The following is a 23846-nucleotide window of genomic DNA, read 5'->3' as shown; positions in this document are numbered from 1 at the left end:
CAACAGCGAACGCTTCGGCTGCTCCCCGACGGTGGTCACGGCTCACTCCTTGATCAGGCCGGCGTCGTGCAGGGCACGCGCCGCGACGGCGACGACGTCGAACGGCAGCCCGGAACGCTCGGCGATGTCGAGCAGGCTGTGTTCGCCGTCGGAGAAGTTGAGCACCCACAACATCGCCATCTGCGCCTGCTTGGCGTCGCTGCGCCCGCCGAGGGAGTCGTACAGGCCGCGTTTGCCCAGCTGCGGCTCGCCGTACGGGCTCAGGTTGACGTAGCGGCGGTTGCGGTCCAGCACCGCGACCGCGTCACGCAGAGCCGCCAAGGTGCCTTCCATTGCCTCGGGGGAGACGAAGTCCGGATTGTCGGCCGAGGTGTGGTACTCGGGATAACCCGCGTACGGCGTCCTCGTGAGCGAACCGACACCGAGGTTGAACCCCGGTGAGCAGAACTGACGCTCGTCATATCCGTAGGGCGAGAACTCGACCGTCTTGTGTGGACGTCCATCGAGGACATACCGCATGACCCGGTCGATCTCGGCGTCTCCGCGCCTGCTCTGCTTGTATGTCAGCGGGCCGGAGTCGCCCGCGCAGGCCAGCACGAGGCCGTGCTTGACCTTGTCGACGCGCTCGGCGTTGCGGGCGAGCCAGGTGATCGAGCCGATCGTGCCGGGCATGAACAGGAAGCGGTAGGTGTACCAGGGCTTCGTCGCGGCCAGCGACTGGGCCAGCGAGATCGCGACGGCGATCCCGGCCAGGTTGTCGTTCGCCAGCGACGGGTGACAGACGTGGCAGGACACGATCACCTCGCCGGTGATGTGGCCCGGAACGACGTGCTCGCCGTAGGTGAGGCTGCCATCCTCCAAAGTGGAATCGATGACGACCTCGTACTCCGCCTCCGGCAGCGCGTCGAGCTTTTCCTGGGACAGGCAGAAACCCCAGGTGGGGGCGTAGTAGCTCGTCCGGTAGGGAATCCACTGTGGAGTGTCGGGCAGCGTGTGCAGGTGTGCGCGCAGCTCGGACAGTGGCATGCGCCGGTTCACCGGGACGCTGTAGCCGACCACGTGCAGGTTGTGCTCGGTGAAGTCCACCACGCGATTGCCCGCGCTGTCGGCGATGTAGGCGTCGCGGATGTTCCACTCCTGCGGGATCGTCCAGTCCAGCACCTGCGCCCCGGTCGGCACTTCGTGCAGTTCGAGCGGAATGTGCTCGCCGATGATGCCCAGGGTGCGGCGGACCCCGTCGCCGGTGATGCTCCGGCAGATCGGGTACAGCCGCTCGACGAGCGCGTGCATTTCCGCCCCGGTTTTCATCACCGGCGCCGCAGGGTGTCGTCGATGAGGCCGTCTTCGCTGCGGTCCTTCAGCCACGCGAGCCGGGTGAACTTGCGCTCGAAGTCCTCTTTGGACAGCTCGAACCGGCGGTAGGCGTCGATCAGCTCGACCGCGCCGTCCTTGACCGACCAGTCGCAGTCGAAACCGGGGACCGCCGCGCGGAAGCGCGAGAAGTCCACCCGGTACGAACGCGGGTCGGCGCCCGCTTCGCCGGTGATGCGCAGCGTCGAGCCTGGCACGGCCTCGACGACTTCCTGCGCGATTTCGGCCACGGTGACATTGTTCTTTTCGGTCCCGATGTTGAACGCCTTGGCGTGCACGGCTTCCTTCGGGGCGTCCAGCGCGGCGGCGAACGCGCGGGCGATGTCCTTGGCGTGCACCAGCGGCCGCCACGGCGTCCCGTCCGAGAGCACCAGCACCTCACCGGACAGGTGGGCGTGCGCGGTCAGGTTGTTCAGCACGATGTCCGCGCGCAGCCGCGGGGAGTAACCGAACGCCGTCGCGTTGCGCATGAAGACGGGCGTGAAGTGGTCGTCGGCGATCTCGCGGACGTCGTCCTCGACACGGACCTTCGACTCCGCGTACGGCGTCACCGGACGCAGCGGCGCGTCCTCGTCCACCAGCCCGTCACCGCCGGAAGCGCCGTAGACCGAGCACGTCGAGGCGTAGAGGAACCGTTCGACGCCCGCGTCCTTGGCCAGCCGGGCGAGCCAGACGGACGCGTGGTGGTTGATGTCGTAGGTCAGCCCTGGCGCGAGCGAGCCCAGCGGGTCGTTGGACAGCGCGGCCAGGTGGATCACGGCGTCCACATCGGACAGATGCTGGGCGGTGACGTCCCGCAGGTCGACCTGGTACCCGGCGGGGTCGTCCGGCGCCGGACCCAGCAGACAGCCCTCGAACAGGCCCGAGTCGAGGCCGACGACCTGGTGTCCGGCGGCGGCCAGCACCGGCGCCATCACCGTGCCCAGGTACCCCTTGTGCCCGGTCAGCAGGACCCGCATGTCCCCTCCATATCGAGAACGATTTTTTTGACGTCAAAGGCTTCCGCGTACCGCGTGCCGCATTCGATGCCGCGGATGCGGGCCAGCCCGAGGAACGCTTCCCGGTCGTACCAGGGCCGGTGCCGCTGAGAGGCGTAATGTTCTTGCAGCAACTGGACTTTTCGCTCGGCCAGCTCCGGCGTAAGCGGCTGGTACAGCGACGGCCTGCCGAGATCGCCGTCCCATTTGACGATCTCGTAGCCGAGCGTGAGGTGATCGCGGAATGCCGTCGGGACCAGCTTCGCGAGCCCGCGGTGATCCTGGTGCGCGTCCTCGGTCCGCGGAGCCAGGATGAGGTCGGGATCGGTGCGCCGCCGCAGGTCCTCGAGCGCGTTCTTGGCCTCTTCCCAGTGGGTCGGCAGCCGCCCGTCCGGGAGTTTCAGCACCGTGACGTCGACGTCCGCACCGGGACAGAACGCGGCGAGCGCGGCTCGCTCCTCGTCCTCCCGTTCGGTGCCGCCGCCGGAGAGCACGAGCGCGTCGACCTTCAGGCCGGGCCGCTCGGCGCACAACGCGAGCAGCGTGCCGCCCGCGCCGATCGCGATGTCGTCGCAGTGCGCGCCCAGCGCGACGATCCTGCCGAGCCGTTCGGCCCCGAGCCGGATCACGCCGTGCGCTCCTGTTTGTCGCTCTCCCAGAGCGCCCACGGCCGCACGCCGCGCGAATAGCTCTCGTCGAGTGCGTACCGTTCCTTCACCGTGTCGGTCGGTTTCCAGAACCCGCGGTAGGGATAGGCGAGCAGGCGCCCGCGCTTCGCCAGTTCGCCGCAGCCGTCGGCAACGAGATCGCCGCCCTCGGGGATGTGGTCGAACACTTCCTGGCGCAGCACGAAATACCCGCCGTTCTCCCACAACGGCATCTCGCTGACCGCGGTGATCGACCCGACCATTCCGGACTCGTTCATCTCGACGCAGTGGAACGAGGACTGCGGCGGCACGACCATCATCGACGCGCCGGCGTCGGAGTTCGAGAACCGTTCGATCATGTCCGGCAGCGGCGCGTCGGTGAGGACGTCGGCGTAGTTGGCGAGGAACATTTCGTCGTCGTCGAGATGCGGGCGCACGCGGCGCAGGCGTTCCCCGATCGCGGATTCGATACCGGTCTGCACGAAGGTGATCGACCAGTCGGAGATGTCGGTCGAGAGCAGTTCGGGTTTCCCGTTGCGCAGCACGAAGTCGTTCGACGCGGTTTCCTCGTAGTGGAGGAAGAATTCCTTGATGTGGTGTGCCCCGTAACCGAGGCAGAGAATGAATTCGGTGTGGCCGAAATGCGCGTAGTACCGCATCACGTGCCAGATCAGGGGTCTCGGGCCGACCATCGCCATCGGCTTGGGCACGTCGGACGCGGTGCCGTTGCGCATCCGCATCCCGTACCCGCCGCAGAACAGCACTACCTTCACGACGTCACCTCGACGTTTGCGAGTCTGGGCTCGACGATTTCCAGGGAAGGAATGGGGAAGACCAGTTTCCCGCCCCATTCGTCCACATAGGACAGCTGGGCGGTCAGTTCCTCCCGCAGGTTCCAGGGCAGGATCAGGACGTAGTCCGGCCGGTCCGCGGTGATGCGTTCCGGTGGCAGCACCGGGATCCGCGTCCCGGGGGTGAACCGGCCGTGTTTGTACGGATTGCGATCGACCGTGTAGGCCAGCAGATCCGTACGGATACCGCAGTGGTTGAGCAGGGTGTTTCCCTTGCCTGGCGCGCCGTAGCCGACGACGGTCTTGCCGACGCGCGCCGCCTCGATGAGGAAGTGGAGCAGATCGAGCCGGACGCGGGCGACGCGCTCGGCGAATTCGGTGTAGCCGGACAGTTCGTGCAGTCCGGCGGCCTTCTCCCGGGACAGCACGTCGGTCATCCGCGCGCTCGGCTCGCCCGCGACCACGTCGTGCGAGGGCGGAGTGGGGCGGGCCCACAGCCGGATCGAGCCGCCGTGCGTGGGCAGGAGTTCGACATCTACCACGGTGAGCCCGCCGGTGGCCAGTGCCCGGCGCGCGGATTCCACGGTGTAGTACTGGAAATGCTCGTGGTAGATCGTGTCGTACTGGTTGAGTTCGATCAGCGTGAGCAGGTGCTGCACCTCGATCGACACCCAGCCGTCGTCCGCCACGAGCGTGCGCAGGCCCTGGGTGAAACCGAGGATGTCCGGGATGTGCGCGTAGACGTTGTTCGCGACCACGAGGTCGGCCGGGCCGTGCTCCGCGCGGATCGCGGCGGCCGTTTCCGGGCCGAGGAACTCGGTGACCGTCGGCACGCCCTTGTCGCGCGCGGCCTGCCCGACGTTCGCCGAGGGTTCGACGCCGAGACATCGGATCCCGCGCTCGGCGACGTGCTGCAGGAGGTAGCCGTCGTTGCTGGCGACCTCGACCACGAACGGTTCGGCGCGGTCGATCCGCGGGAGCGCGCCCTCGACGAACCGCCGCGCGTGCTCCACCCACGAGGTGGAAAACGACGAGAAATAGGCGTATTCGGTGAACGTCTCTTCCGGGGTGATCAACGGCGGCAGCTGCGCGAGCCAGCACTCGGTGCAGACGCGCAGGTGCAGCGGGTAGGTCGCTTCGGGTTCGTCCAGCTGTTGTGCGGTGAGAAACAGCTCACAAGGGGGCGTGGCGCCCAGATCGACGACACTCGCCATTCCCGCCGATCCGCACAGCCTGCATTTCGTCATGAGTGGGCAACTCCCCGTTTTCCGCTGCCGGAGCCGGCCGCGTCGCCCATAGGTTCGCTACCTTCGCCGCCCCTGTTACAACGCCCCTCCGCCGTGTCGTCCATCCACGTACGCGTGTCGGCCGTCCGGGTGCGCGTGTCGTCCGTTCCGCCCCGGAACCGCACCTCGTCAAGGTCGCACCCGGCGCCCCGGCCAGGCGTCGGTGGGCTCGAACCCCGAGGTCACACCCCTGGGAGGGACCCACCACTCGCGGCCGCGGATCCCACTGGACACAATCCGCGCACGGGTGCGTCCCGGCGAGATAACGGCTGGTTCGCCCGCCGGGTTCACGGGCATGAGAAAGGGGACTCCCGTCGCGTCCCCACGACGGAAGCCCCCTCCCCGCTCCGGTGGCGCGAGCTCCCCCTTCGCGCCGTTCCGGGCGGGTCCGCGGCCCGGTCCCCCTGGCCACCGAGCCGCGGACGTACTGAAGGGGACCTTCCTCGATCCCCCTTGCGGGGAAGGTCCCCTTCAGCGCACCCCCAGCCTCTCCCCTCTATGCAAGACAGGAGGAGGGTCCCGCCCGGGAGATACATGGTTCGTCAGAATTTTTCGGCCAGGATTTCCGACCCGCCGGGACGAGGGCGAACAGCGCCGTCAGAAGTCGCGGATCACTGAGACTCTGCCGTGCAAGGGATCCGTCACGAAGATCGTCCGCGTCCGCTGGTCGACGGCGACGTCGCCGGGGTTGACGCCGAGGTCGAGTTCCCCGCTGAGCGTGCCGGCGGCGCCGTCGATCCGGGCCAGCCCGTTGCTGCCACCGTTGCTGTAGACAGTATCCGTTCCCTGGTGCACGGCGATCGCCGACGACTCGCTGCGCAACAGCACGGTCTTGCGCTCGCTCCGCGTCGCGGCGTCCACAATGGACATGTGGTGGATGGCCGAGTTCGCGACGTAGACGGTGCCGCTCTGCTGGTGCACCGCCACTCCGGTGGGGGACGCCCCGACCCGGATGCTCGCGGTGAACCTCCCCCTGCCGATGTCGAAGACCTCCACCGAGTTCGTTGCCGCGCTGGTGCAGTAGGCGAGCTTGCGCCCGCTGTCGACGGCGATGCCGGATAGTGCCTTCACCGGGCTGTTCGCCGTTCTGCGCAGCGTGGCGCTGATCCCGTCGAGCACCGCGAGCGCGCCGGTCGCGGCGCTCACCGCATAGATCCGGTTGGCCTGCGGGTCGAGCGCGAGCGACGACGTCCCGGCACCGGCGCCGATCACGCTGACCAGGGCGAGCCTCAGGCCGTCGAGCACCAGCACGGTGCCCGCCGGGGGATTGGCGACGTAGATCCGGTTGGTCAGCGGGTCGACGGCGACGTCGCCGGGTGCGCCGCCGGTGCGGACGACCGCGGTGACCGTCGCGCTGAAGCCGTCGATGATCGAGACCGAGCCGGTGGCCGGATCGGAGACGTACGCGAGACCGGTGAGCGGATTCACCGCGACCGCCGCCGGCGTGCCCCCGACGTCCACCGTCACGACCTGCTCGGCCCGCGCTTCAGTGGTCGCGGCCACGGTGCCCGCACCCGCCGCGACCAGTGTGAACAGGCCGCGCCTGCTCAGTTCCGGACCACGCATCGGCACCTCCGCGGAGAAGGGGAATGCCCTCGCATTGCCGTTCGACCCTAACCCGGGTGACGATCATGCGAAGGAACTTCGGATCGCCCGATCGCGTTGTTTCCGGTGGGTAACCCGCGAGTTCGAGCGGAAGGAGGCGAGCATCGTGCACAAGCATCACAACGGGCTGAAGACCGCGCTGCTGCTCGGCCTGCTCTCCGCGATCATCATCGCGATCAGCGGGTTCTTCGGCCGTGGCGCGCTGATCATCGGCCTGCTGCTGGCGCTGGGCATGAACGCCTTCGCGTACTACAACTCCGACAAACTCGCGCTGCGCGCCATGCACGCGCGGCCGGTCTCGCAGGCCGAGCAGCCCGCGATGTACCGCATCGTGCGCGAGCTGGCGACGACGGCGCGGCAGCCCATGCCCCGCCTCTACATCAGCCCGACGCAGGCGCCCAACGCGTTCGCCACCGGCCGCAGCCCGCGGCACGCGGCGGTGTGCTGCACCACCGGCATCCTCGACCTGCTCGACGAGCGGGAGCTGCGTGCCGTGCTCGGGCACGAACTGTCGCATGTATACAATCGCGATATTCTCATCTCGTGCGTCGCCGGCGCGCTGGCCAGCGTCATCAGCGTGATCGCGAACATCGCACTGTTCTTCGGCGGCAACAACCGCGACGGCAACCCGCTCGTTTCGCTGCTGCTCGTGCTGGTCGGCCCGATCGCCGCCGCGATCATCAAGATGGGCGTCAGCCGCTCCCGTGAGTACCAGGCCGACGCCTCGGGCGCGGAGCTGACCGGCGACCCGCTCGGCCTGGCGTCGGCCCTGCGGAAGCTCGAACGCGGCACCCGCGCGGCGCCGCTGGCACCCGAGCCCGCCGTGGTCTCGCAGTCACACCTGATGATCGCGAACCCGTTCCGGCCGGGGGAGGGGCTGTCGAAGATGTTCTCGACGCACCCGCCCATCCAGGACCGCATCCGCCGCCTGGAAGAAATGGCGAACCGCCCCTACTGAGTCTTGTGCGTTGCGGCCGGTTCTAACCGGACGCAACGCTCACGAGTTCTTTCGGCCCCGCACACGCGGGGACAATCGGGGCGTGGTGGTGATTGACCCGAAGGGCGACGGACCACCCCCGCCGCTCAAGCGCCGGTCGCCCCGGCAACCCGGGCGACGTTCATCACATAGTCGCCGTAGCCGGACTTCGCCAGCTTCGAGCCCAGCGCGTAGCACTGGTCCGCGTCGATGAAGCCCATCCGCAGCGCGATCTCCTCCAGACACGCGATCCGCACCCCGGTCCGGTGCTCCAGCACCTGCACGAACTGGCCCGCTTCGAGCAGCGAATCGTGCGTCCCGGTGTCCAGCCACGCGAAGCCCCGGCCCAGATCGACCAGCCGCGCGCGGTCCTGCCGCAGGTAGGCGAGGTTGACGTCGGTGATCTCCAGCTCGCCCCGCGGCGACGGCTTGAGGCCACGCGCGATCTCCACGACCTGGTTGTCGTAGAAGTACAGCCCGGTGATCGCCTTGTTCGACCGCGGCCGCTCCGGCTTCTCCTCGATGGACACCAGCTTGCCGCTGTCGTCGACCTCGCCGACGCCATAGCGTTCGGGGTCCTTCACCGGATAGCCGAACAGCACACAGCCGTCCAGCGTGCCGACCGCCTCGTGCAGCCTGCCGCGGAACCCCTGGCCGTAGAAGATGTTGTCGCCCAGCACCAGCGCGACGTCGTCGTCGCCGACGAAGTCCGCGCCGATCACGAACGCCTCGGCGAGCCCGTTGGGGCTGGGCTGCACGGCGTACGAAAAGGACAGTCCCAGCTGCTCGCCGTCGCCGAGCAACTTGCCGAAGTTCGGCAGGTCGGCCGGGGTGGAGATGATCAGGATCTCGCGGATCCCGGCCAGCATCAGCACCGAGATCGGGTAGTAGATCATCGGCTTGTCGAACACCGGCAGAAGCTGTTTCGAAACCGCTTGGGTGATCGGATGCAGCCGTGTCCCGCTGCCCCCCGCCAGCACGATCCCCTTCATCCCGCTCCTCCGCTCGACACCTGTAGGGCCGATGACCGACCCTACTGGCCGCTGCTAGGGGAACGCTGGACCCTTTCCGAAGTACGCCTTGCAGCCGTTGTTGTTCTCGGTGGCGATCTCCAGGACGTTCCTGCCGCCGTCCACGGGCAGCAGCGTCGAGCTGTAGTTGGGGCAGAAGTTGTTGTAGATGCCGGAGATGTGCACCGGTGCGGGCAGCTCGTACCAGTTTCCGGCACCGAGGTCGTCGTTCGCGAGCAGCACCTGGCCGTTGGCGGACTGCGGAGTGCCGTAGGAGTTGGTGTAGATCTGCCCGACCATGACGATCCGGACGCCGCGGGGGCCGCCGGGGAACAGCGCGATCGTCTGCGCGTGCTGGAAGTAGTTGCCGTTCGCGGTCGTCACCCGGGTACCGGGGTCGGCGGGGTCGCCCCAGTTCGCGCCGTCGTCGGAGATCTTGTAGTACGGGTCGCAGTAGCGGTCGCCGTAGTTGCAGATCTCGTACGCGAAGTAGTAGCGCCCGTCGGGCAGCCGCCGGATGATCGGCATCCCGGGCCGCACGCGATGCGGCGGGATGGCCATGGTCAGCTGCTTGGTGCCCCAGTTCACGCCGTCGGTCGAGGCGACCCGGTTGAGCACCTGCGCGTACTGCGGCGCCTGGGTCTCGTCGGCGTAGTGCAGCCACAGCGTGCCACCGGCGTCGACGGTGAACTCGGCTTCCCAGATGCCGTCGTGGTTGTGCGAGCGCGCGGCCTCGGACAGGAAGCTCCAGGTGCGCCCGCCGTCCCGGCTCGACCAGATCTTGATGCCGACCCGGCGCTGGGGCCCGGCGTCCTGCCGGTAGCTCGCCGCCCACAGCAGGGTCCCCGTCCGCAGACGCCCGACGCGCTGGGGCAGTTCGTACAGGGTGCCGCAGCACATGCCCGCCGCGCCGTCGGGATCGCGGATCTCGCTGAGCTTGTGGAAGGTTTCGCCCTCGTCGGTGCTCTCCATGATCGGCGTGAACTTGCCGCCGCCGTCCTCGCTGCTGAGCGACGCGAGGATGTGCCCGCGGCCGACCGGCGAATGTTCGAGCCGGATGAGCCGCGCGTAGTTGCCGAAGCCCGGGACGAGCTGTTTACGCGTCGCCGCCTGCGCCGGGCTGAGCGTCGCAGCGCTCACTGTCAGTGACAGCACGAGGGCGAGCAGAAGTCTGAACCGGCGCATCTCGAACCCTTCTCCGCGCAGTAGCGGCGTGATTACACCACGCACTTCGGAAGTGACATCGGCTTTGCGTTCGGCACAGCTACGTCGGTCGCGGGATTTCGCTCGTCCGGGGAAAAGGCATGGCTCGACCGGGTGAACCCCGCACTGTCCGTGGCGGTAACGCGAGACCGTGGCCCGGCGAAAGACGTCACGAGCCGAGAAGCGGCTCATGAGGGGGACGCACCGTCTTGACCAGGAACTTCCGTCGCTGGGCGGGCTGCGCGCTGACCGTTGCCATCCTGGCGACGACGGCCGCCTGCGCCGAAGGCTCGTACGGCGTCGGCTACATCATCGGCCGACGTGGCAACTCGGGCGCGTTCACCGCTCCGCCGCCACCGCCTCCGTCACCGACGCGACCGGCTCCCGCGGAGCTGCCGAACGAAACCCACAGTGGCAAGGGCGACGCGACGGTCCCGATCTCCTGGCCGAGCGACCAGCCGGGGTTCGTCACCTTCGAATGCCCGAAGTGCGTCAGCAACGTCTTCGTGAACACCGACGGTGACGAGATCTCGCTCGTCAACGCCATCGGCTCCTACCGCGGCACGCACTGGATCAACATGTCCCTGCACGCCCACCGGCCGACCCGCACCCTCACGATCAGGGCGAACTCCGCCTGGACCGTGACCATCGCCGACGCGCGGAGCCTGCCGGTCGCCGAGCCGGGCAAGGAGCTGTCCGGCAAGGCCGAATCGGTGCTCAAGATCCCCGCCGGAGTGACGAAGGCCGCGGTCGTCGCGAACGGCGACTTCCACTTCGCGCTCTGGGTCACGACGGACTCCAGCAGCAGGCTCGTGGTCAACCAGCGGCCGCCGTACCGGAACACCATCCCGGTCGACGGCCCCGGCTACGTCCAGGTCGAGGCCGCGGCGAACTGGACGTTCACCGCGTCCTGACGCTCACCGGTAGTTGGTGAACTGCAGCGCGATCTCGAAGTCCTTGCCCTTGAGCAGGCTGATGACCTCCTGCAGGTGATCCTTCTTCTTGCCGGACACCCGCAGCTGGTCACCCTGGATCTGGGCCTGCACGCCCTTGGGCGCCTCGTCGCGGATGAACTTGGCGATCTGCTTCGCCTTGTCCGAGGCGATGCCCTGCAGGATCTTCCCGCCGATCTTGTAGATCTTGCCCGAGAGTGCCGGCTCGCCCGCCTCGAACGCCTTGAGCGAGATGCCGCGCTTGATCAGCTTCTCCTTGAACACCTCGACCGCCGCCAGCGCGCGCTCCTCGGTCTCCGACTCGATCGCGACGGCCTCCTCGCCGGACCAGCCGATCGAGGTCCCGGTGCCGCGGAAGTCGAACCGGGTGGACAGCTCCTTGCTCGCCTGGTTCAGCGCGTTGTCCACCTCCTGGCGATCGACCTTGCTCACCACGTCGAAAGAGGGATCCGCCACGTGTTCTCACACCTCGTACTCGCTCGTCAGGGGCCACCAGCCTAGCCCCACGCCGTGCCGATCCGGGCACCCGACGCGACGGGGGATCCCCGGGTGCGGGGCGCCCGCACCCGTTGGGTATGCTTTTGCCCGGCCGGTTCGCCGTGCCATGGCAGGTTACCCAAGTGGCCAAAGGGATCTGACTGTAAATCAGACGGCTCAGCCTACGGGGGTTCGAATCCCTCACCTGCCACGAGCGATGTGGGCGAGGTGTGCCGACGGGAAGCGTCGGCGTGCCTCGCTCGTCGTGTTTTCTGGGGGTGCGACCCCCAGGCCCCGCCCGGAGGGGCTTCGCCCCCCGGACCCCCGCCTGTGGTCCCGTGTTCGAGTTGGGTTCCTTGTGGATCCGCCTCTGCGGCAGGGCGATCGACTCCGTTGTGTGGCGCGAGTCATACGGACGCTCTCGAGCGGCCCCTCGATGGTCTCTTCCGTGAAGACGGCCTCTTCGATGCTCCGGTGGGCCTTCTTCGCCGAATGGGGTTCGTGCGTGCGGGACAGTGCGAAACGCGTCGAATGTGTTCGATATCGAACACATTCTGCTGGCTTTCTCGAAAGAGTTTAATCCAGGCTAAATATTTGCCGAATGCGTGAGCTGGCGCTTTCTGGTCGTACGCTTTTTTGACTGGCCGCCAACAACCGTGAACTTCGAAGGTTGTGGATCTTGTCTCTCATCATGCCGAACGCATGATCGTGAAGAACGAAACTTGTCGCCGTCGGCTCGACTGGACGACCTCGAACACGTGGCTGCGATGTGCCTGCTAAGGTTCTCGCCCACCTGAGTACGTCCGGTAGCGATTTTGTTGCGACAGAGGACGATAATGATCATCAGTGACAACGGCTCCAGTGCCTTCACCTTGGTGTCCGCCGATGGAACCTCGAAGCTTTCGCTGCGCATGACGGATCTGCTGTCCGGCGATTTTCGGGAACACCTTACAGCGCAGGGGTTCTGCGTCTCGGACGACGATGCTCGCTCGGTCGTGTCCGAGGCTGTCGTTGCCGTGGCGGCCAATCCCGCCGCATGGACCGCCGTGGGTGGAATTATCGTGACGTTCCTTCGCCGGCACCGCGGGAAAGTGCACCGCTTCGAGGTCGAGAACAAGAAGATCTCCATCGAGGGATACTCCGCCCGGGACGCGAGGAAGCTGGCCGCGGATCTTCTGAAGCTGAGCCGGCAACACGGTAAACCCGAGTAGCAGGCCGGGACCGGTCCCGGTCCCGGGCCGTAGCCTTCCCCACCATCCCTTCCCTCATCAGGAGGAACAGTGCCGAACGCTTTGGTGATCGGCATCGACCGATACGCCGCGAAGCGGATCCCCGCGCTCAAGTGCGCTGTCAACGATGCCGAGGTGATGTCCCGGCGACTCGTGGACGCGGGATTCGAAGTCGTGACGTTGACCGATGACGCCGCCACCCGCAAGGACATCTCCTGGCAACTCGAAGTCGGCCTCAATGACAGGGTGCCGGACGAGGACGACCCGGTCCTGATCTACTGGGCCGGGCACGGCATGTCCGACCTGCGCGAGAACGCCGACAGCGACGAGGGATGGTCGACCTTTCTCCTCCCGTTCGACGCCGACATCGACCAGCCGCTGGCCTCCGCCTTCCCGGTCCAGAACGTGTGGGCCTTGTTGAACAGGCTCAGGACCCGCCGGCTGCTCGTCATGCTCGACACCTGCTTCAGCGGAGCCTTCGCCGAGGATGACCGTCGTGGTTTTTCTCTGGGCGGGAGAGGCGGATCCGCGCGCATGACGGACGATTTCCTGCGGATGGAAGGCCACGGCCGTGTGGTCATTTCGGCATGCGGCCCGAACGAAGTCGCCCGCGAGAACTCCAGGAACGGCCACGGCAACTTCACTCGGTCGGTCCTCTCGGTGATGGAGCGCGGCGTGGATCTCCGGAACCGTCAGGTCAAGATCACCACTTTGATGGCCGACATCCGGGAGGAGGTCCAACGGGAGACCAGGGGCGCGCAGACACCGTTCTTGCATGTCGCGAGCCGGGGCGCGGACTGGAGCGTGCCGCTTCCGCCTCGGGCGCCTTACCAGTCACCAGTGCCGAGCTGGGCGTTCGTCGGAACTTCCGGCGGGGTCGGAAAGACAACCTTGGCGATGATGACGGCGGAACTGCTCGCCGAATCCGGCAACACCGTGCTCTACCTCGACGCCGATATCGCTCACCACGGTGGCACCAGCGAATGGTGTCAGCGAGCGAAGATCGATCTCGGAGCGACTCGCACTTTCGCCGATCACGTGGCCATGTTCTCGCGCGCGAAGACGAGCACCCGGGTCGGCCAGCTCAACGACAGGCTGCTGGACGTCACTCCGGACTATTTGCGCAGACACGGCTGCGGCACGATCCATCTGCTCCCCGCGGCGCGGGCCGGTGACCGGCTGTTCGCTTTCGATCTCGTGGCCGAGATCAAGGACCGCCGCTCGAACGAGACCTGCCGCCGGATCCTCGACGCCGCTCTGGATCGCGGTGTCCGGCAAGGAGCGACCTGCGTCGTCATCGACTGCGGGGCCCAGTTCGACCCGCTCGCGGTGAACGCGCTCACCGCGGCCCATCACCCGTTCATTGTCGCCGCGTCACGTGCCGGAGCCAGGGACCAGCGGGAAACCATCCTGAGCAACTGCGCCCAAACTGTCGACGAGTTCAATCGTATGCGCGTCGAAACCGTCGTCAACCGGGCCCCGAGCAGGGAAGCCCTGGTGCAGCACTGGGGAGAGCCAGGCTATGGCCGGGGCAACTATTACCACTGGCTGCCCTTCGATCGCGCGCTCTTCCAGGACTGGGAGGAAGGACGCCCGAACTTCGAACTCGGTTACGACGAGTTGAGTCATTCCTGGCACGAGATCCTGGTGGCGTCCGACCGAAACAGCTGCGACGGTCTGCACCGGAACCTGCTGCCCAGCGAATGGGACCGATTCAGTAAGTGGGCGCTCTGGATCATCAACAACCCAGGCTGGGCGGAAACGGAACGGAACGCACTGAGCAGGATGCTGCGGCGGTCTTACCTGCTCATTGCGGGCTATTTCGTGGGCCTGGGGGTCAGCCTTACCAGTATGCTTCTGCATATCTTCGCCGAGGACCCGGCGAAGGATCACTCGTTTCTCCCGCAATGGCTGGCGATCACCCTCGTCGCCCTGATCGGGTTTGTTCTGCTCAGCAACATCGTCGGTGGGATCCTCCTCCGCCGTCGCCGCAAGGTGCTCCGGGAAGTGATCAAGTACAGCGTCTCGACGGAGGAGCTCAAGAGATGGTTCTCCATTCCGCGCAGTGAGGGGGCGTGGTGGAAGGTCTGGAAAGCCAGCCGCCGCGCGGCCATCGAATGGCTGCACAAACGTGTGGTGGCCGCGCGGGAGGCGCAGTTGCCGTCCGGCGAGATCCGTGAGGCACGTACGTGACTGGCCTCGGATTCTCCTGCTCGTACACCAGACTGCGGGATGTGGCGGGCGAGTCGCCGTGCGGGCGGCCCGCGACTCGGCGTACGAAGGGCGAGCCGAAATGCATGGGTCACTGGGTGACCGAGCAGCTGATGAGAATTCTCGGCCGCACCGAATACGCGCGGAAGGTCTGGTGGTTCGCGAGCGTTCTGCTGGTCGTATACAGCCTGATGGGCGCTTGGGCATGGTCGCAGTCATACAGTAACTACATCTACGTGACCTGGGCGCTGACGATTTTCAGTATCGGGCTGCTTGTCACGACCGCGCGGGAACATCCGTTCGGCGGATGGCTGGCTCTGGTGTCCGCTCCGGTCATCGGCTTCGCACTCATGGAGAACGGCGTGACCCTGCTGCGAGTTTACCTCTTCGCGGCGGGCACGCCGCCCAACGGAGGTTCCCGGTTGGGGGAGAACCTCGGGGGTTTCGTCGATCTGAGCACTGGGGTGATCTTCTTCAGCTCGTTCGTGGGATTCCTGTTTTGGTATCGGTACGACAGCCGCAGGGAGCTGAGGGCCTGGACCTTCCTCAATCCCCTCCTGGCGATCCTCGCACTTCCCTGCATCGTGGCGGTGACCATCATGACGCACTGGGCTTATCTCGGCCTCCGCCCGTGGTTCCTCGTGGTCTACCCGGCCGCCTACATTGCCCGTGGCCCGGAACAGCTCAAGCGATTGGCCAAGCTCCTTCGGGTCTGACGTGGCGAATGTCGAGCGGCGAGGGGCGTCAGTGATGCGGGTGGATGTTGAGGCGGGCCGCCTGACGCGTCAGGTAGTCGCGCTCGGCGAGGTTGGGGGCTTTCTCGGCTGCCTCGGCATACAGCCGTGTGGCGGTCGCCAGGTCGCCGTCGCGTTCGTGGAGGTACGCCGCGACCGCGGTGTGGCGGGGGAGGGAGTCGTCCAGTTTCGCGAGCGCCGCCAGCCCGGCGCGCGGTCCGTCGGCCTCGCCGACGGCCACCGCGCGGTTGAGCCGGACGACCGGGCTGTCGGTCAGGCGCGCGAGTTCGTCGTACCACTCGACGATCTGCACCCAGTCGGTCTCCCCGGCCGTGGGCGCGTCGGCGTGAAGTGCCGCGATGGCGGCCTGTGCCTGGAATTCGCCCAGCCGGTCGAGGGCCAGCGCCGCCTGCAGGATCTCGACGCCCTCGGCGATCGACGCGGTGTCCCACCGGCTGCGGTCCTGTTCGGCGAGCGGCACCAGGCTGCCGTCGGGCGCGGTCCGGCTGGCGCGCCGGGCGTGGTGGAGCAGCATGAGGGCGAGCAGTCCCGCCACTTCGGGATGGGGGACGGCAGCCGGCGGGGTGGGTAAGCGCAGGTCGACTACGGCGGCGAGCTGCCGGGTGAGCCGGATGGCCTCGGCCGCGAGGTCGACGTCACCGGAGTAGCCCTCGTTGAAGACCAGATAGAGGACGCGCAGCACGGTGGCGACGTCGCCGGGCTGGTCGAACCGCACGCCGGAGACGGTGCGCTTGGCCCGGCTGATGCGCTGCGCCATGGTCGACTCGGGCACCAGATAGGCCTGGGCGATCTGGCGGGTGGTCAGCCCGCCGACCGCGCGGAGCGTGAGAGCGACCGCGGACGACGGTGTCAGCGACGGATGGGCGCACAGGAAGTACAACTGCAGCGTGTCGTCCACGGCCGAAGCCGGTCCGGGTGCGGGCTCCTCCTCGACGACGTCCTCGCGGCGGCGGCGCGCGGTGTCCGCCCGGGTCGTGTCGAGGAACTTGCGCCAGGCCACGGTGACCAGCCAGCCCTTCGGGTTGGCCGGAACACCGTCGGCTGGCCAGGCGCGGACCGCCTCGACCAGGGCATCCTGCACGGCATCCTCCGCCGCCGCGAAGCCGGCTCCGCGGCGGCAGAGGATCCCGAGGACGCTCGGCGTGAGGCTGCGGAGCAGCGCCTCGTCCATTCGGTCGGTCACTCCGTGATGCAATCGGCATGCTCGGTCATGAACGGACGCAGCTCGAGCCACTCGTGGATCGGCTTCCCGCCCGCACCCGGGGCGGCCGACAGCTCCCCGGCCAGCTCGACGGCGCGTTCGTAGCTGTCGACGTCGATGATCATCCAGCCGGCGATGAGATCCTTGGTCTCGGCGAACGGACCGTCGGTGACCGGCGAGCGTCCCTCGCCGTCGTAGCGGACCCACGTGCCCTCGGGGACGAGCGCCTGGCTGTCGACGAACTCGCCGGTCTTCTCGATCTTGGCCGCGAAGTCCCGCATGTACTGCATGTGCGCCGAGATCTCCTCCGGCGTCCACTTCTCCATGGGCACGTCGTTGGCCGGGGCCGGGGCGCCGCGGTAGTGCTTGAGCAGCAGGTACTTCGCCATCGTCGTTCTCCTCGGTGCTGGTGTGGCCCATTGTGGCCACATTCACCGCTGTGACGGAGCCGTTCCCGGGTTCTCGACATCGCCGCCCGAGATTTTTTTCCGAAGTTCCGCGGAAGAGGTCTTCCCGGATTGGTTGCTCACAGTGTCCGGATGGTGACACTGGTGGCATGGTCAAATCGGGGAGGGTGTTCGCCAGGGCCGAATTCCGTGCGCTGTTCCTGGCGGTGGTGGTCTCCGTCGCGGGGGACCAGGTCGCCAGGGTCGGGCTCAGCGTGCTGGTGTTCGAGCGCACTCGCAGCGCCGGGTGGACCGCGGCGGCCTATGCGCTGACGTACGTGCCGAACGTGCTGGCCGGGCCGTTGCTGTCCGGGCTCGCCGATCGGTGGCCGCGACGCGCGGTGCTGGTCGGCGCCGATCTGCTGCGGGCGGGGCTGCTCGGGGTGATGGCGATACCGGGGCTGCCGCTCCTCGTGGTCGCGTCGCTGCTGGTGGTGGTGCAGGCGGCGGGCGCGCCCGGCAACGCCGCGCGGGCCGCGACGCTGGCGGCGGTGCTGCCTGCCGAGGACGACTACGTGCTCGGCAAGGGGGTCATCGACGTCGTGGTGCAGCTCGCGCAGGTCGCCGGGTTCGCCACCGGCGGCACGCTGACCGCGGCGTTCGGGCCGTCGCAGGCGTTGCTGGCCGACGCCGCGTCGTTCCTGCTGTCCGCCGTCGTGCTTCGCGCGGGGCTACGCGCTCGGCCCGCACCCACGGAGCGGTCCGATGCCGCGCCGCGCCGGTGGTGGGCCGATCTGACCGCGGGGGCGCGATTGGTGGCCGAGACCCCCCGGCTGCGCGCGCTCATCGGGCTCGCGTGCGTCGCCGGCCTCTACATCACGGTGGAGGGCCTGGCCGCCCCGTACGTCGCGCAGGTCGGCGGCACGGCGCAGGCGGTCGGGGTGCTGCTGGCGGCAAGTCCCGCCGGAGCGGTGGTGGGCATGCTGATCGTGCGGCGCCTCCCTTCTCCGTTGCGACCACGGCTGTTGACGCCGCTGGCGATCGCGGCCTGCGCGCCGCTCGTGATCTGCGCGGCCGAACCGGGGCTGGTGGTGACCGCGCTGCTGTGGGCGGTGTCGGGCCTGGCCAGCGCCTACCACCTCCCGGCGTCGGCGGCGTTCGTGCGTGCGGTGCCCGACGCGCGGCGCGGCCAGGCGTACGGACTGGCCGCGACCGCGTTGCAGACCAGCCAGGGACTCGGCATCGCGCTCGCCGGCCTGGCCGCGACCCAGCTGCCCGCCTCGGCCGTCGTCGCGGTGTGCGGCGGGCTGGGCGTGATCGCGGCCGCCGCGGCGGGTGGGGCGTGGGACCGTGCTCGCCGCGCCCCACTGTCCGGTTCGCTGTTCGGCAGGCCCGAGAGCGAGTCGGCCTAGCGGCTCCACTCGTTCCCGCGACGGTCCCACTCGTTGCCGGGGCCCCACTCGTTGCCCTGGAACCGGGTCCACTCGTTCCCGTGCAGCCGGGTCCACTCGTTGCCGCGCGGGGTCTGGTTCGCGAGGAACGTCGTGTTCATGAGGATCACTGCCTTCCGGAGGGTTCGTGCATTGGAGGGTTTCGTAGTCGACGCTATCGACAGCCGGTGACGATGCGGTTACCGTGAATGCTCCTTCGTCGCTCACCGCAACCGGGGGATGGGATACAGCGTGAAGGCGGATCGGGACGGACACAGATCGGGCCCTGGCGGATGGCAGCTCTGGTCGCTGCCGGGGAAGGCGCTCGCGCTGATCCTGGTCGTCGACCTGGCTGCCGTCGGCATCGCCGTGGGCACGGCGAACTCGCTCGCGGCCGGCGGTACGCACTGGTGGTGGTTCGCGGCCCTGGTCTGCGGTTCGGTGGCGCATCTGGAGGTCGCCAGGAGCATCGAACGCCGCCGCGAGCAGTCCAGCAAGGGTGTGCCGTACACGAACCTGAAGTCGCTCTGGGTGTTCGCGGCCGTGTTGCTGGTGCCACTGCCGCTGGTCATCGCGCTGACCGTCGTTTCCTACGGCTACTGCTGGGCGCGCGTATACGGGCCGTCGGTCGCGCATCGCAAGGCCTACTCGGCCGCCACGTTCGTGCTCGCCTCGGCCGCCGCGAGTGCCGTGCTGCACGCCGGGGGCCTCGACCAGGTGCCGCGGTTGCCGAAGAGCGCGTGGTCGCTGCTGGTCATCGCCGTGGCCGCCGCCGTCTGGTGGCTGGTCAACTACGCGCTCGTGGTGTTCGCGATCGTACTGTCCACTTCGGACACATCCGTCCGGCAGGCACTGGGCGACCCCGCCGATCAGCTGGTGGTCGCCGCGGCCCTCGGCCTCGGCGTCACCGTCGCGGCCCTGCTGGTGACAGTGCCGTGGGCGCTGCCCGCGCCGATGGTGGCAGTGCTGGCCGTCCACCGGGACCTGCTGCTGCCGCAGTACCTGCGTGCCGCCCGCACGGACGCGAAGACCGGGCTGGCCGCGCCGACCTTCTGGACGGACGTCGTCAACGCCGAACTCGACCGGGCCCGGCTCGCGGGCACCACCGTCGGGGTGATCTTCCTCGACCTGGACCGGTTCAAGCAGATCAACGACACCCACGGTCATCCCGCCGGTGACGAGGCGATCCGGGCGGTGGCCGACACCGTGCGCGGTGAGGTCCGCGGCGCTGACCTGGTCTCGCGCTGGGGCGGGGACGAGCTGGCGATCGTGTTGCCCGGTATCGGGCACCACCAGTTGCACGCCGTCGCGGAGCGGATCCGCCTCCGGCTCGCGCGGACGCCGATCACGCTCACCCGCACCAAGTCCGGGGTGACGCAGATCCTTCCCGGCGTGACCACTTCCATGGGGCTGGCGTCCTTCCCCGGCAACGGCGTCGACGCCGACCAGTTGGTCCTCGCCGCCGACCACGCGCTTCTCGACGCGAAGCGCAACGGCCGCAACCAGTCCGTCTTCGCGACCAGTATTTAGATCCACCGATCCGTTTCAAAGGGACTTCTCGCCGGGATGATGGTGAATTTCACCGATTTGCCTGCCATATTTCCCCGGCTTGTGTCAGGCTGTTCAGATCAATTTCCGATTTGTCTTCGATGGGTCGGTTTTCAGTGTGCGATTTGCCGTACCGGGCTGGCAAACACGCTGTTCATGCTGTGAGTCATTGAGTGACGGCAGCGGGTTCGGGCTACTCGGATCGGCGATTCGGGCCACCTTTGTCTCCACCTTTCGGGTGTCACCGAAATTGGCCGTTGATAGTGCGGTCGAGTCCGTAACACCCGCATTGGTCGACTCGACAGCATCGAAGCCCGTGCATCTCACGGGCGGCTCACAGCTGAATTCCCATGGAGGTGCGTATGTCATTTTCCGGGACGAAACAGCAGACCAGCCAGGGGCAGGCGAGGGAAGCCCTGGTCAAAGTGCAGTACGAGGACGCGACCGCGGCGGCGAACTACGCGGCGTCGTTCGAGGGATGGGGCCCCGTCGCCCGCTATCACTGGTCGCGGCGGCACATCGTCGGGGAGGCCCTGAAGAACTGCCCCGGTGGGGCGCTGCTCGACATCGGGTGCGGCCCCGGTGCGCAGGTCCGGTACCTGCTCGACGAGCGACCGGGAGATTTTCGCATCACGGCGTGCGACCAGTCGTTCGCAATGATCGAGGCCACCGCCGAACGCGTCGGCCCGGCGGGCGGCGTCCGGCTTTCGGTGGCGGACATCGAGGACATGCCGTTCGGCGACGACAGTTTCGACGTGGTCCTCGCGATGGGGGTGCTCGAGTATGTCGACGCGGGCAACGCGTTGCGGGAGGTCGCGCGGGTACTGCGGCCGGGCGGGCTCCTCGTCGCGACGATGCTCAACCCGCTGAGTCCGTACCGGCTGTTCGAGTGGGGCGTGTTCTGGCCTGCCCGGCGGGTGGCGGGTTTCGTCGAGCGATGGTGCGGTGTCCCGCCGCATCGTCGGCACGCCGCCCGGAGGACGGGGATCCACGCCGTCCGCCCGGCCCGGCTGCGGAAGTTGCTGTGGCAGTCCGGACTGTCGCCGAAGGATGTCGCGTTCTACGACGTGACGGTGCTGGTGCCGCCGTTCGACCGCCTCGTGCGCCGGTGGGCGAGGGGGTGGCGGCACGCACCGGAGACCACGGTGAGCCGCGGCGCGCGGCGCTGGCTCGGCACGGCCTATCTGATGACCGCGCGGCAGTCCGTGCCGTCCTGAACGACGGGAGGCATCGTGCCGAAGGGGACTTTCAGTGCGTCCACGCACCGAAAGTCCCCTTCGGGTCAACCGGTTACGCCGCCTGGGGCAGCGGTGCCGACGCCGGGGCGAGCGCCAGGTCGAGCACCTCGCGGACGTTCGCCACCGCGTGCACGTCCAGCTCGGCGAGCACCTCGGCGGGCACGTCGTCGAGGTCCGGTTCGTTGCGCTGCGGGATGATCACGGTCTTCATCCCGGCCCGGTGCGCGGCGAGCAGTTTCTGCTTGACCCCGCCGATGGGCAGCACCCGCCCGGTCAGTGACACCTCTCCGGTCATCGCGACGTCCGCGCGCACCACGCGGCCCGAGAGCAGCGAGGCCAACGCCGTCGTCATCGTGATCCCGGCGCTCGGCCCGTCCTTCGGCACCGCGCCCGCGGGCACGTGGACGTGGATGCCGCGCTCCTTCAGATCGCCGACCGGCAGCTCCAGCTCCGCACCGTGCGAGCGCAGGTAGGACAGCGCGATCTGCACCGACTCCTTCATCACGTCGCCGAGCTGGCCGGTGAGCTGCAGCCCGGTCGCGCCGGACTCCGGATCCGCCAGCGACGCCTCGATGTAGAGCACGTCACCACCGGCGCCGGTCACCGCCAGACCTGTTGCCACACCGGGGGTGGCGGTCCGCTGGGTCGACGCGGGCAGCGAGGACTCCGGCAGGTGCCGTGGCCGGCCGAGGTAGGTCTCCAGGCCCTCGGCGTCCACCGTGACCGGCAGGGTGACCTCGTCGAGCGCGACCTTGGTGGTGATCTTGCGCAGCACCTTCGCGATCGTCCGGTTCGCGTTGCGCACGCCCGCCTCGCGGGTGTACTCGGCGGCGATCCGGCTGAACGCCTCGTCGGTGATGACTACGTCGCCCTCGCCCAGCCCGGCGCGTTCCAGCTCGCGGGGGAGCAGGTGGTCGCGGGCGATGGTCACCTTCTCGTGCTCGGTGTAGCCGTCGAGCGTGACCAGCTCCATGCGGTCCAGCAGCGGGCCGGGGATGGTCTCCAGCGCGTTCGCCGTCGCCAGGAACACCACATCCGACAGGTCCAGCTCGACCTCGAGGTAGTGGTCCCGGAACGTGTGATTCTGCTCCGGATCGAGCACTTCCAGCAGTGCGGCGGTCGGGTCGCCGCGGTAGTCGGCGCCGACCTTGTCGATCTCGTCGAGCAGCACGACCGGGTTCATCGAGCCCGCTTCCTTGATGGCGCGGACGATCCGGCCGGGCAGCGCGCCGACGTAGGTCCGCCGGTGCCCGCGGATCTCCGCCTCGTCGCGGATGCCGCCGAGCGCGACGCGGACGAACTCGCGGCCCATCGCCTTCGCCACCGACTCGCCCAGCGACGTCTTACCGACGCCGGGAGGGCCCGCGAGGGCGAGCACCGCGCCGGATCGCCGCCCGCCGACCGGCCCGAGGCCCGATTCCGCGCGTCGCTTGCGCACGGCCAGGTATTCGATGATGCGTTCCTTGACGTCGTCGAGCCCCGCGTGGTCGGCGTCGAGGATCGCCCGCGCGCCCGCGATGTCGTGGACGTCGGTGGTGCGCTCGTTCCACGGCAGTTCCAGCACCGTGTCGAGCCAGGTCCGGATCCAGCCGCCCTCCGGCGACTGGTCCGAGGTCCGCTCCAGTTTGTCCACTTCGGACAGTGCGGCCTTCTTGACGTGCTCGGGCAGCTCGGCGGCCTCGACCCGGGCACGGTAGTCGTCGTCGGCCGCGGATCCGTCCAGCTCGCCCAGCTCCTTGCGGATCGCCTCGAGCTGGCGGCGCAGCAGGAACTCTTTCTGCTGCTTCTCCATGCCCTCCTGGACGTCCTTGCGGATCGTGTCCGTGACCTCCAGCTCGGCGAGGTACTCGCGGCTCCATTCGAGCGCCTTCTCCAGGCGCGTCGAGACGTCGAGCGTAGTGAGCAGCTCGAGCTTCTGCTCGGTCTTGAGGTACGGCGCGTTGCCGGACAGGTCGGCGACCGCGGAGGGCTCCTCGACCTGCTGGACGGCGTCGATCAGCTGCCAGCCGCCACGCTGTTGCAGCACGGAGATGACGACGGCCTTGTACTCGGTGGCGAGCTGGGCCGTGCGGTCGTCGGTGACCTCGGGGGCGTCGTCGGCGTGGACCCAGCGGGCGGCGCCCGGGCCGTCGGCGATGCGGCCGACGGCGGCGCGGTGGGTGCCGCGTAGCAGGACCGCGGCCTTGCCGCCGGGGACGCGGCCGACGCGTTCGACGGTCGCGACGGTGCCTACCTCGGCGTACTCGCCGTGGACGCGGGGGACGATCAGGACCTCGGCCTTCGCCGCCGCGGCGGAGCGGATGCCGGGGAAGGACGCCTGCGCCGGCGTCTTGGCCTGGGCGGACTCCACCGCGGCCCGGGTCTCGCTGTCGGTCAGGTCGAGCGGGACCACCATGCCCGGCAGCACGACGTCGTCGTCCAGCGGGAGCACGGGCAGGAGGCGGGTGTCGGTCATGTGCACTCCTCGGTTAGTTGAGTCTGCCTAGCTCAACTCTCCGATCGACCGGTTTGTTTCCACTGGAGTGTTCGCCCGCAGCGATCACCCCCGCCCA

At 68.3% G+C, this 23846-nt stretch carries 21 protein-coding genes and 1 tRNA gene; 9 read left to right on the top strand and 13 right to left on the bottom strand.

Annotated features, from left to right (window positions below):
• Window positions 1-42: 42 nt before the first annotated feature.
• The 6 genes from ACFW0G_RS05420 to ACFW0G_RS05395 all read right to left on the bottom strand — a co-directional run bounded on the left by ACFW0G_RS05420 (window position 43) and on the right by ACFW0G_RS05395 (window position 6638).
• Window positions 43-1308, bottom strand: a complete 1266-nt coding sequence (locus tag ACFW0G_RS05420) for a DUF4910 domain-containing protein (RefSeq protein WP_378323722.1) — start codon at window positions 1306-1308, stop codon at window positions 43-45.
• Entirely contained in the window at window positions 1308-2330 is a 1023-nt protein-coding gene (locus ACFW0G_RS05415) for an NAD-dependent epimerase/dehydratase family protein (RefSeq protein WP_378323530.1), read from the bottom strand. The genes ACFW0G_RS05420 and ACFW0G_RS05415 overlap by 1 nt, the downstream gene beginning before the upstream one ends.
• Window positions 2315-2977 carry a PIG-L deacetylase family protein gene (locus tag ACFW0G_RS05410; RefSeq protein WP_378323529.1) on the bottom strand — a complete coding sequence of 221 codons (663 nt, stop codon included), beginning with the start codon at window positions 2975-2977 and terminating at the stop codon, window positions 2315-2317. Before ACFW0G_RS05410 ends, ACFW0G_RS05415 begins: the two co-directional genes overlap by 16 nt.
• Window positions 2974-3768 (bottom strand): sugar phosphate nucleotidyltransferase, encoded by a 795-nt coding sequence (locus ACFW0G_RS05405; protein WP_378323528.1) that lies wholly within the window; start codon window positions 3766-3768, stop codon window positions 2974-2976. The genes ACFW0G_RS05410 and ACFW0G_RS05405 overlap by 4 nt, the downstream gene beginning before the upstream one ends.
• The gene (locus ACFW0G_RS05400) at window positions 3765-5033 is read right to left on the bottom strand and encodes a class I SAM-dependent methyltransferase (protein WP_378323526.1); all 1269 of its coding nucleotides are present in this window, start codon (window positions 5031-5033) and stop codon (window positions 3765-3767) included. The genes ACFW0G_RS05405 and ACFW0G_RS05400 overlap by 4 nt, the downstream gene beginning before the upstream one ends.
• A 636-nt stretch (window positions 5034-5669) precedes the next feature.
• On the bottom strand, window positions 5670-6638 hold the full coding sequence (locus tag ACFW0G_RS05395; RefSeq protein WP_378323524.1) for a YncE family protein: 969 nt from the start codon (window positions 6636-6638) through the stop codon (window positions 5670-5672).
• Between the two features lie 145 nt (window positions 6639-6783).
• On the opposite strand from ACFW0G_RS05395, the gene htpX reads away from it, so the two are divergent.
• A complete protein-coding gene (gene htpX / locus ACFW0G_RS05390; RefSeq protein ID WP_378323523.1) occupies window positions 6784-7635 on the top strand; it encodes a zinc metalloprotease HtpX in 852 nt (283 codons plus the stop codon).
• Between the two features lie 125 nt (window positions 7636-7760).
• Here the strand turns inward: htpX and rfbA are convergent, their stop codons facing one another.
• Both rfbA and ACFW0G_RS05380 read right to left on the bottom strand, forming a co-directional pair.
• Window positions 7761-8645 carry a glucose-1-phosphate thymidylyltransferase RfbA gene (gene rfbA, locus ACFW0G_RS05385; RefSeq protein ID WP_378323522.1) on the bottom strand — a complete coding sequence of 295 codons (885 nt, stop codon included), beginning with the start codon at window positions 8643-8645 and terminating at the stop codon, window positions 7761-7763.
• A gap of 54 nt (window positions 8646-8699) precedes the next feature.
• Entirely contained in the window at window positions 8700-9848 is a 1149-nt protein-coding gene (locus ACFW0G_RS05380) for a sialidase family protein (RefSeq protein ID WP_378323521.1), read from the bottom strand.
• A 227-nt stretch (window positions 9849-10075) separates the two neighbouring features.
• Between ACFW0G_RS05380 and ACFW0G_RS05375 the strand changes: the two genes are divergently transcribed.
• Window positions 10076-10780 carry a hypothetical protein gene (locus tag ACFW0G_RS05375; RefSeq protein ID WP_378323519.1) on the top strand — a complete coding sequence of 235 codons (705 nt, stop codon included), beginning with the start codon at window positions 10076-10078 and terminating at the stop codon, window positions 10778-10780.
• A gap of 3 nt (window positions 10781-10783) precedes the next feature.
• Here the strand turns inward: ACFW0G_RS05375 and ACFW0G_RS05370 are convergent, their stop codons facing one another.
• Window positions 10784-11275, bottom strand: coding sequence for a YajQ family cyclic di-GMP-binding protein (locus ACFW0G_RS05370; protein WP_378323518.1), 492 nt, complete (start codon window positions 11273-11275; stop codon window positions 10784-10786).
• A gap of 150 nt (window positions 11276-11425) precedes the next feature.
• Here ACFW0G_RS05370 and ACFW0G_RS05365 point away from each other — a divergent pair.
• The 4 genes from ACFW0G_RS05365 to ACFW0G_RS05350 all read left to right on the top strand — a co-directional run bounded on the left by ACFW0G_RS05365 (window position 11426) and on the right by ACFW0G_RS05350 (window position 15452).
• Window positions 11426-11507: transfer RNA gene (locus ACFW0G_RS05365), tRNA-Tyr, on the top strand.
• A gap of 625 nt (window positions 11508-12132) precedes the next feature.
• Window positions 12133-12507 (top strand): hypothetical protein, encoded by a 375-nt coding sequence (locus ACFW0G_RS05360; protein WP_378323517.1) that lies wholly within the window; start codon window positions 12133-12135, stop codon window positions 12505-12507.
• A gap of 69 nt (window positions 12508-12576) precedes the next feature.
• On the top strand, window positions 12577-14718 hold the full coding sequence (locus tag ACFW0G_RS05355) for a caspase family protein (RefSeq protein ID WP_378323516.1): 2142 nt from the start codon (window positions 12577-12579) through the stop codon (window positions 14716-14718).
• Between the two features lie 116 nt (window positions 14719-14834).
• Window positions 14835-15452 (top strand): hypothetical protein, encoded by a 618-nt coding sequence (locus ACFW0G_RS05350; protein ID WP_378323515.1) that lies wholly within the window; start codon window positions 14835-14837, stop codon window positions 15450-15452.
• 28 nt (window positions 15453-15480) lie between these two features.
• On the opposite strand, the gene ACFW0G_RS05345 is transcribed toward ACFW0G_RS05350, so the two are convergent.
• Window positions 15481-16662, bottom strand: a complete 1182-nt coding sequence (locus tag ACFW0G_RS05345; RefSeq protein ID WP_378323721.1) for an RNA polymerase sigma factor — start codon at window positions 16660-16662, stop codon at window positions 15481-15483.
• A gap of 8 nt (window positions 16663-16670) precedes the next feature.
• Complete coding sequence (locus ACFW0G_RS05340) at window positions 16671-17081, bottom strand: YciI family protein (protein ID WP_378323514.1); 411 nt, start codon at window positions 17079-17081, stop codon at window positions 16671-16673.
• A gap of 167 nt (window positions 17082-17248) precedes the next feature.
• Between ACFW0G_RS05340 and ACFW0G_RS05335 the strand changes: the two genes are divergently transcribed.
• Window positions 17249-18490, top strand: a complete 1242-nt coding sequence (locus tag ACFW0G_RS05335) for an MFS transporter (RefSeq protein WP_378323512.1) — start codon at window positions 17249-17251, stop codon at window positions 18488-18490.
• Here the strand turns inward: ACFW0G_RS05335 and ACFW0G_RS05330 are convergent.
• A complete protein-coding gene (locus ACFW0G_RS05330; protein WP_378323511.1) occupies window positions 18487-18630 on the bottom strand; it encodes a hypothetical protein in 144 nt (47 codons plus the stop codon). The genes ACFW0G_RS05335 and ACFW0G_RS05330 overlap by 4 nt on opposite strands.
• Before the next feature lie 130 nt (window positions 18631-18760).
• On the opposite strand from ACFW0G_RS05330, the gene ACFW0G_RS05325 reads away from it, so the two are divergent.
• Both ACFW0G_RS05325 and ACFW0G_RS05320 read left to right on the top strand, forming a co-directional pair.
• A complete protein-coding gene (locus ACFW0G_RS05325) occupies window positions 18761-20038 on the top strand; it encodes a diguanylate cyclase (RefSeq protein WP_378323510.1) in 1278 nt (425 codons plus the stop codon).
• 380 nt (window positions 20039-20418) lie between these two features.
• Window positions 20419-21273 (top strand): class I SAM-dependent methyltransferase, encoded by an 855-nt coding sequence (locus tag ACFW0G_RS05320; protein ID WP_378323508.1) that lies wholly within the window; start codon window positions 20419-20421, stop codon window positions 21271-21273.
• A gap of 73 nt (window positions 21274-21346) precedes the next feature.
• Here ACFW0G_RS05320 and lon read toward each other — a convergent pair whose 3' ends face one another.
• A complete protein-coding gene (gene lon / locus ACFW0G_RS05315; protein WP_378323507.1) occupies window positions 21347-23749 on the bottom strand; it encodes an endopeptidase La in 2403 nt (800 codons plus the stop codon).
• Between the last annotated feature and the right edge of the window lie 97 nt (window positions 23750-23846).

Source organism: Amycolatopsis sp. NPDC058986 (genome assembly GCF_042741125.1).
GTDB lineage: Bacteria > Actinomycetota > Actinomycetes > Mycobacteriales > Pseudonocardiaceae > Amycolatopsis.
Note: the sequence above shows the minus strand (reverse complement) of the source record. Positions and strands in the feature narration are given on the sequence as shown.

Coding starts and splice junctions, on each gene's coding strand:
- ACFW0G_RS05420 (WP_378323722.1), bottom strand. CDS start 1,308: ATGAAAACCGGGGCGGAAATGCACGCGCTCGTCGAGCGGCTGTACCCG.
- ACFW0G_RS05415 (WP_378323530.1), bottom strand. CDS start 2,330: ATGCGGGTCCTGCTGACCGGGCACAAGGGGTACCTGGGCACGGTGATG.
- ACFW0G_RS05400 (WP_378323526.1), bottom strand. CDS start 5,033: ATGACGAAATGCAGGCTGTGCGGATCGGCGGGAATGGCGAGTGTCGTC.
- ACFW0G_RS05395 (WP_378323524.1), bottom strand. CDS start 6,638: ATGCGTGGTCCGGAACTGAGCAGGCGCGGCCTGTTCACACTGGTCGCG.
- rfbA (WP_378323522.1), bottom strand. CDS start 8,645: ATGAAGGGGATCGTGCTGGCGGGGGGCAGCGGGACACGGCTGCATCCG.
- ACFW0G_RS05380 (WP_378323521.1), bottom strand. CDS start 9,848: ATGCGCCGGTTCAGACTTCTGCTCGCCCTCGTGCTGTCACTGACAGTG.
- ACFW0G_RS05360 (WP_378323517.1), top strand. CDS start 12,133: ATGATCATCAGTGACAACGGCTCCAGTGCCTTCACCTTGGTGTCCGCC.
- ACFW0G_RS05345 (WP_378323721.1), bottom strand. CDS start 16,662: ATGGACGAGGCGCTGCTCCGCAGCCTCACGCCGAGCGTCCTCGGGATC.
- ACFW0G_RS05340 (WP_378323514.1), bottom strand. CDS start 17,081: ATGGCGAAGTACCTGCTGCTCAAGCACTACCGCGGCGCCCCGGCCCCG.
- ACFW0G_RS05335 (WP_378323512.1), top strand. CDS start 17,249: ATGGTCAAATCGGGGAGGGTGTTCGCCAGGGCCGAATTCCGTGCGCTG.
- ACFW0G_RS05330 (WP_378323511.1), bottom strand. CDS start 18,630: ATGAACACGACGTTCCTCGCGAACCAGACCCCGCGCGGCAACGAGTGG.
- ACFW0G_RS05320 (WP_378323508.1), top strand. CDS start 20,419: ATGTCATTTTCCGGGACGAAACAGCAGACCAGCCAGGGGCAGGCGAGG.
- lon (WP_378323507.1), bottom strand. CDS start 23,749: ATGACCGACACCCGCCTCCTGCCCGTGCTCCCGCTGGACGACGACGTC.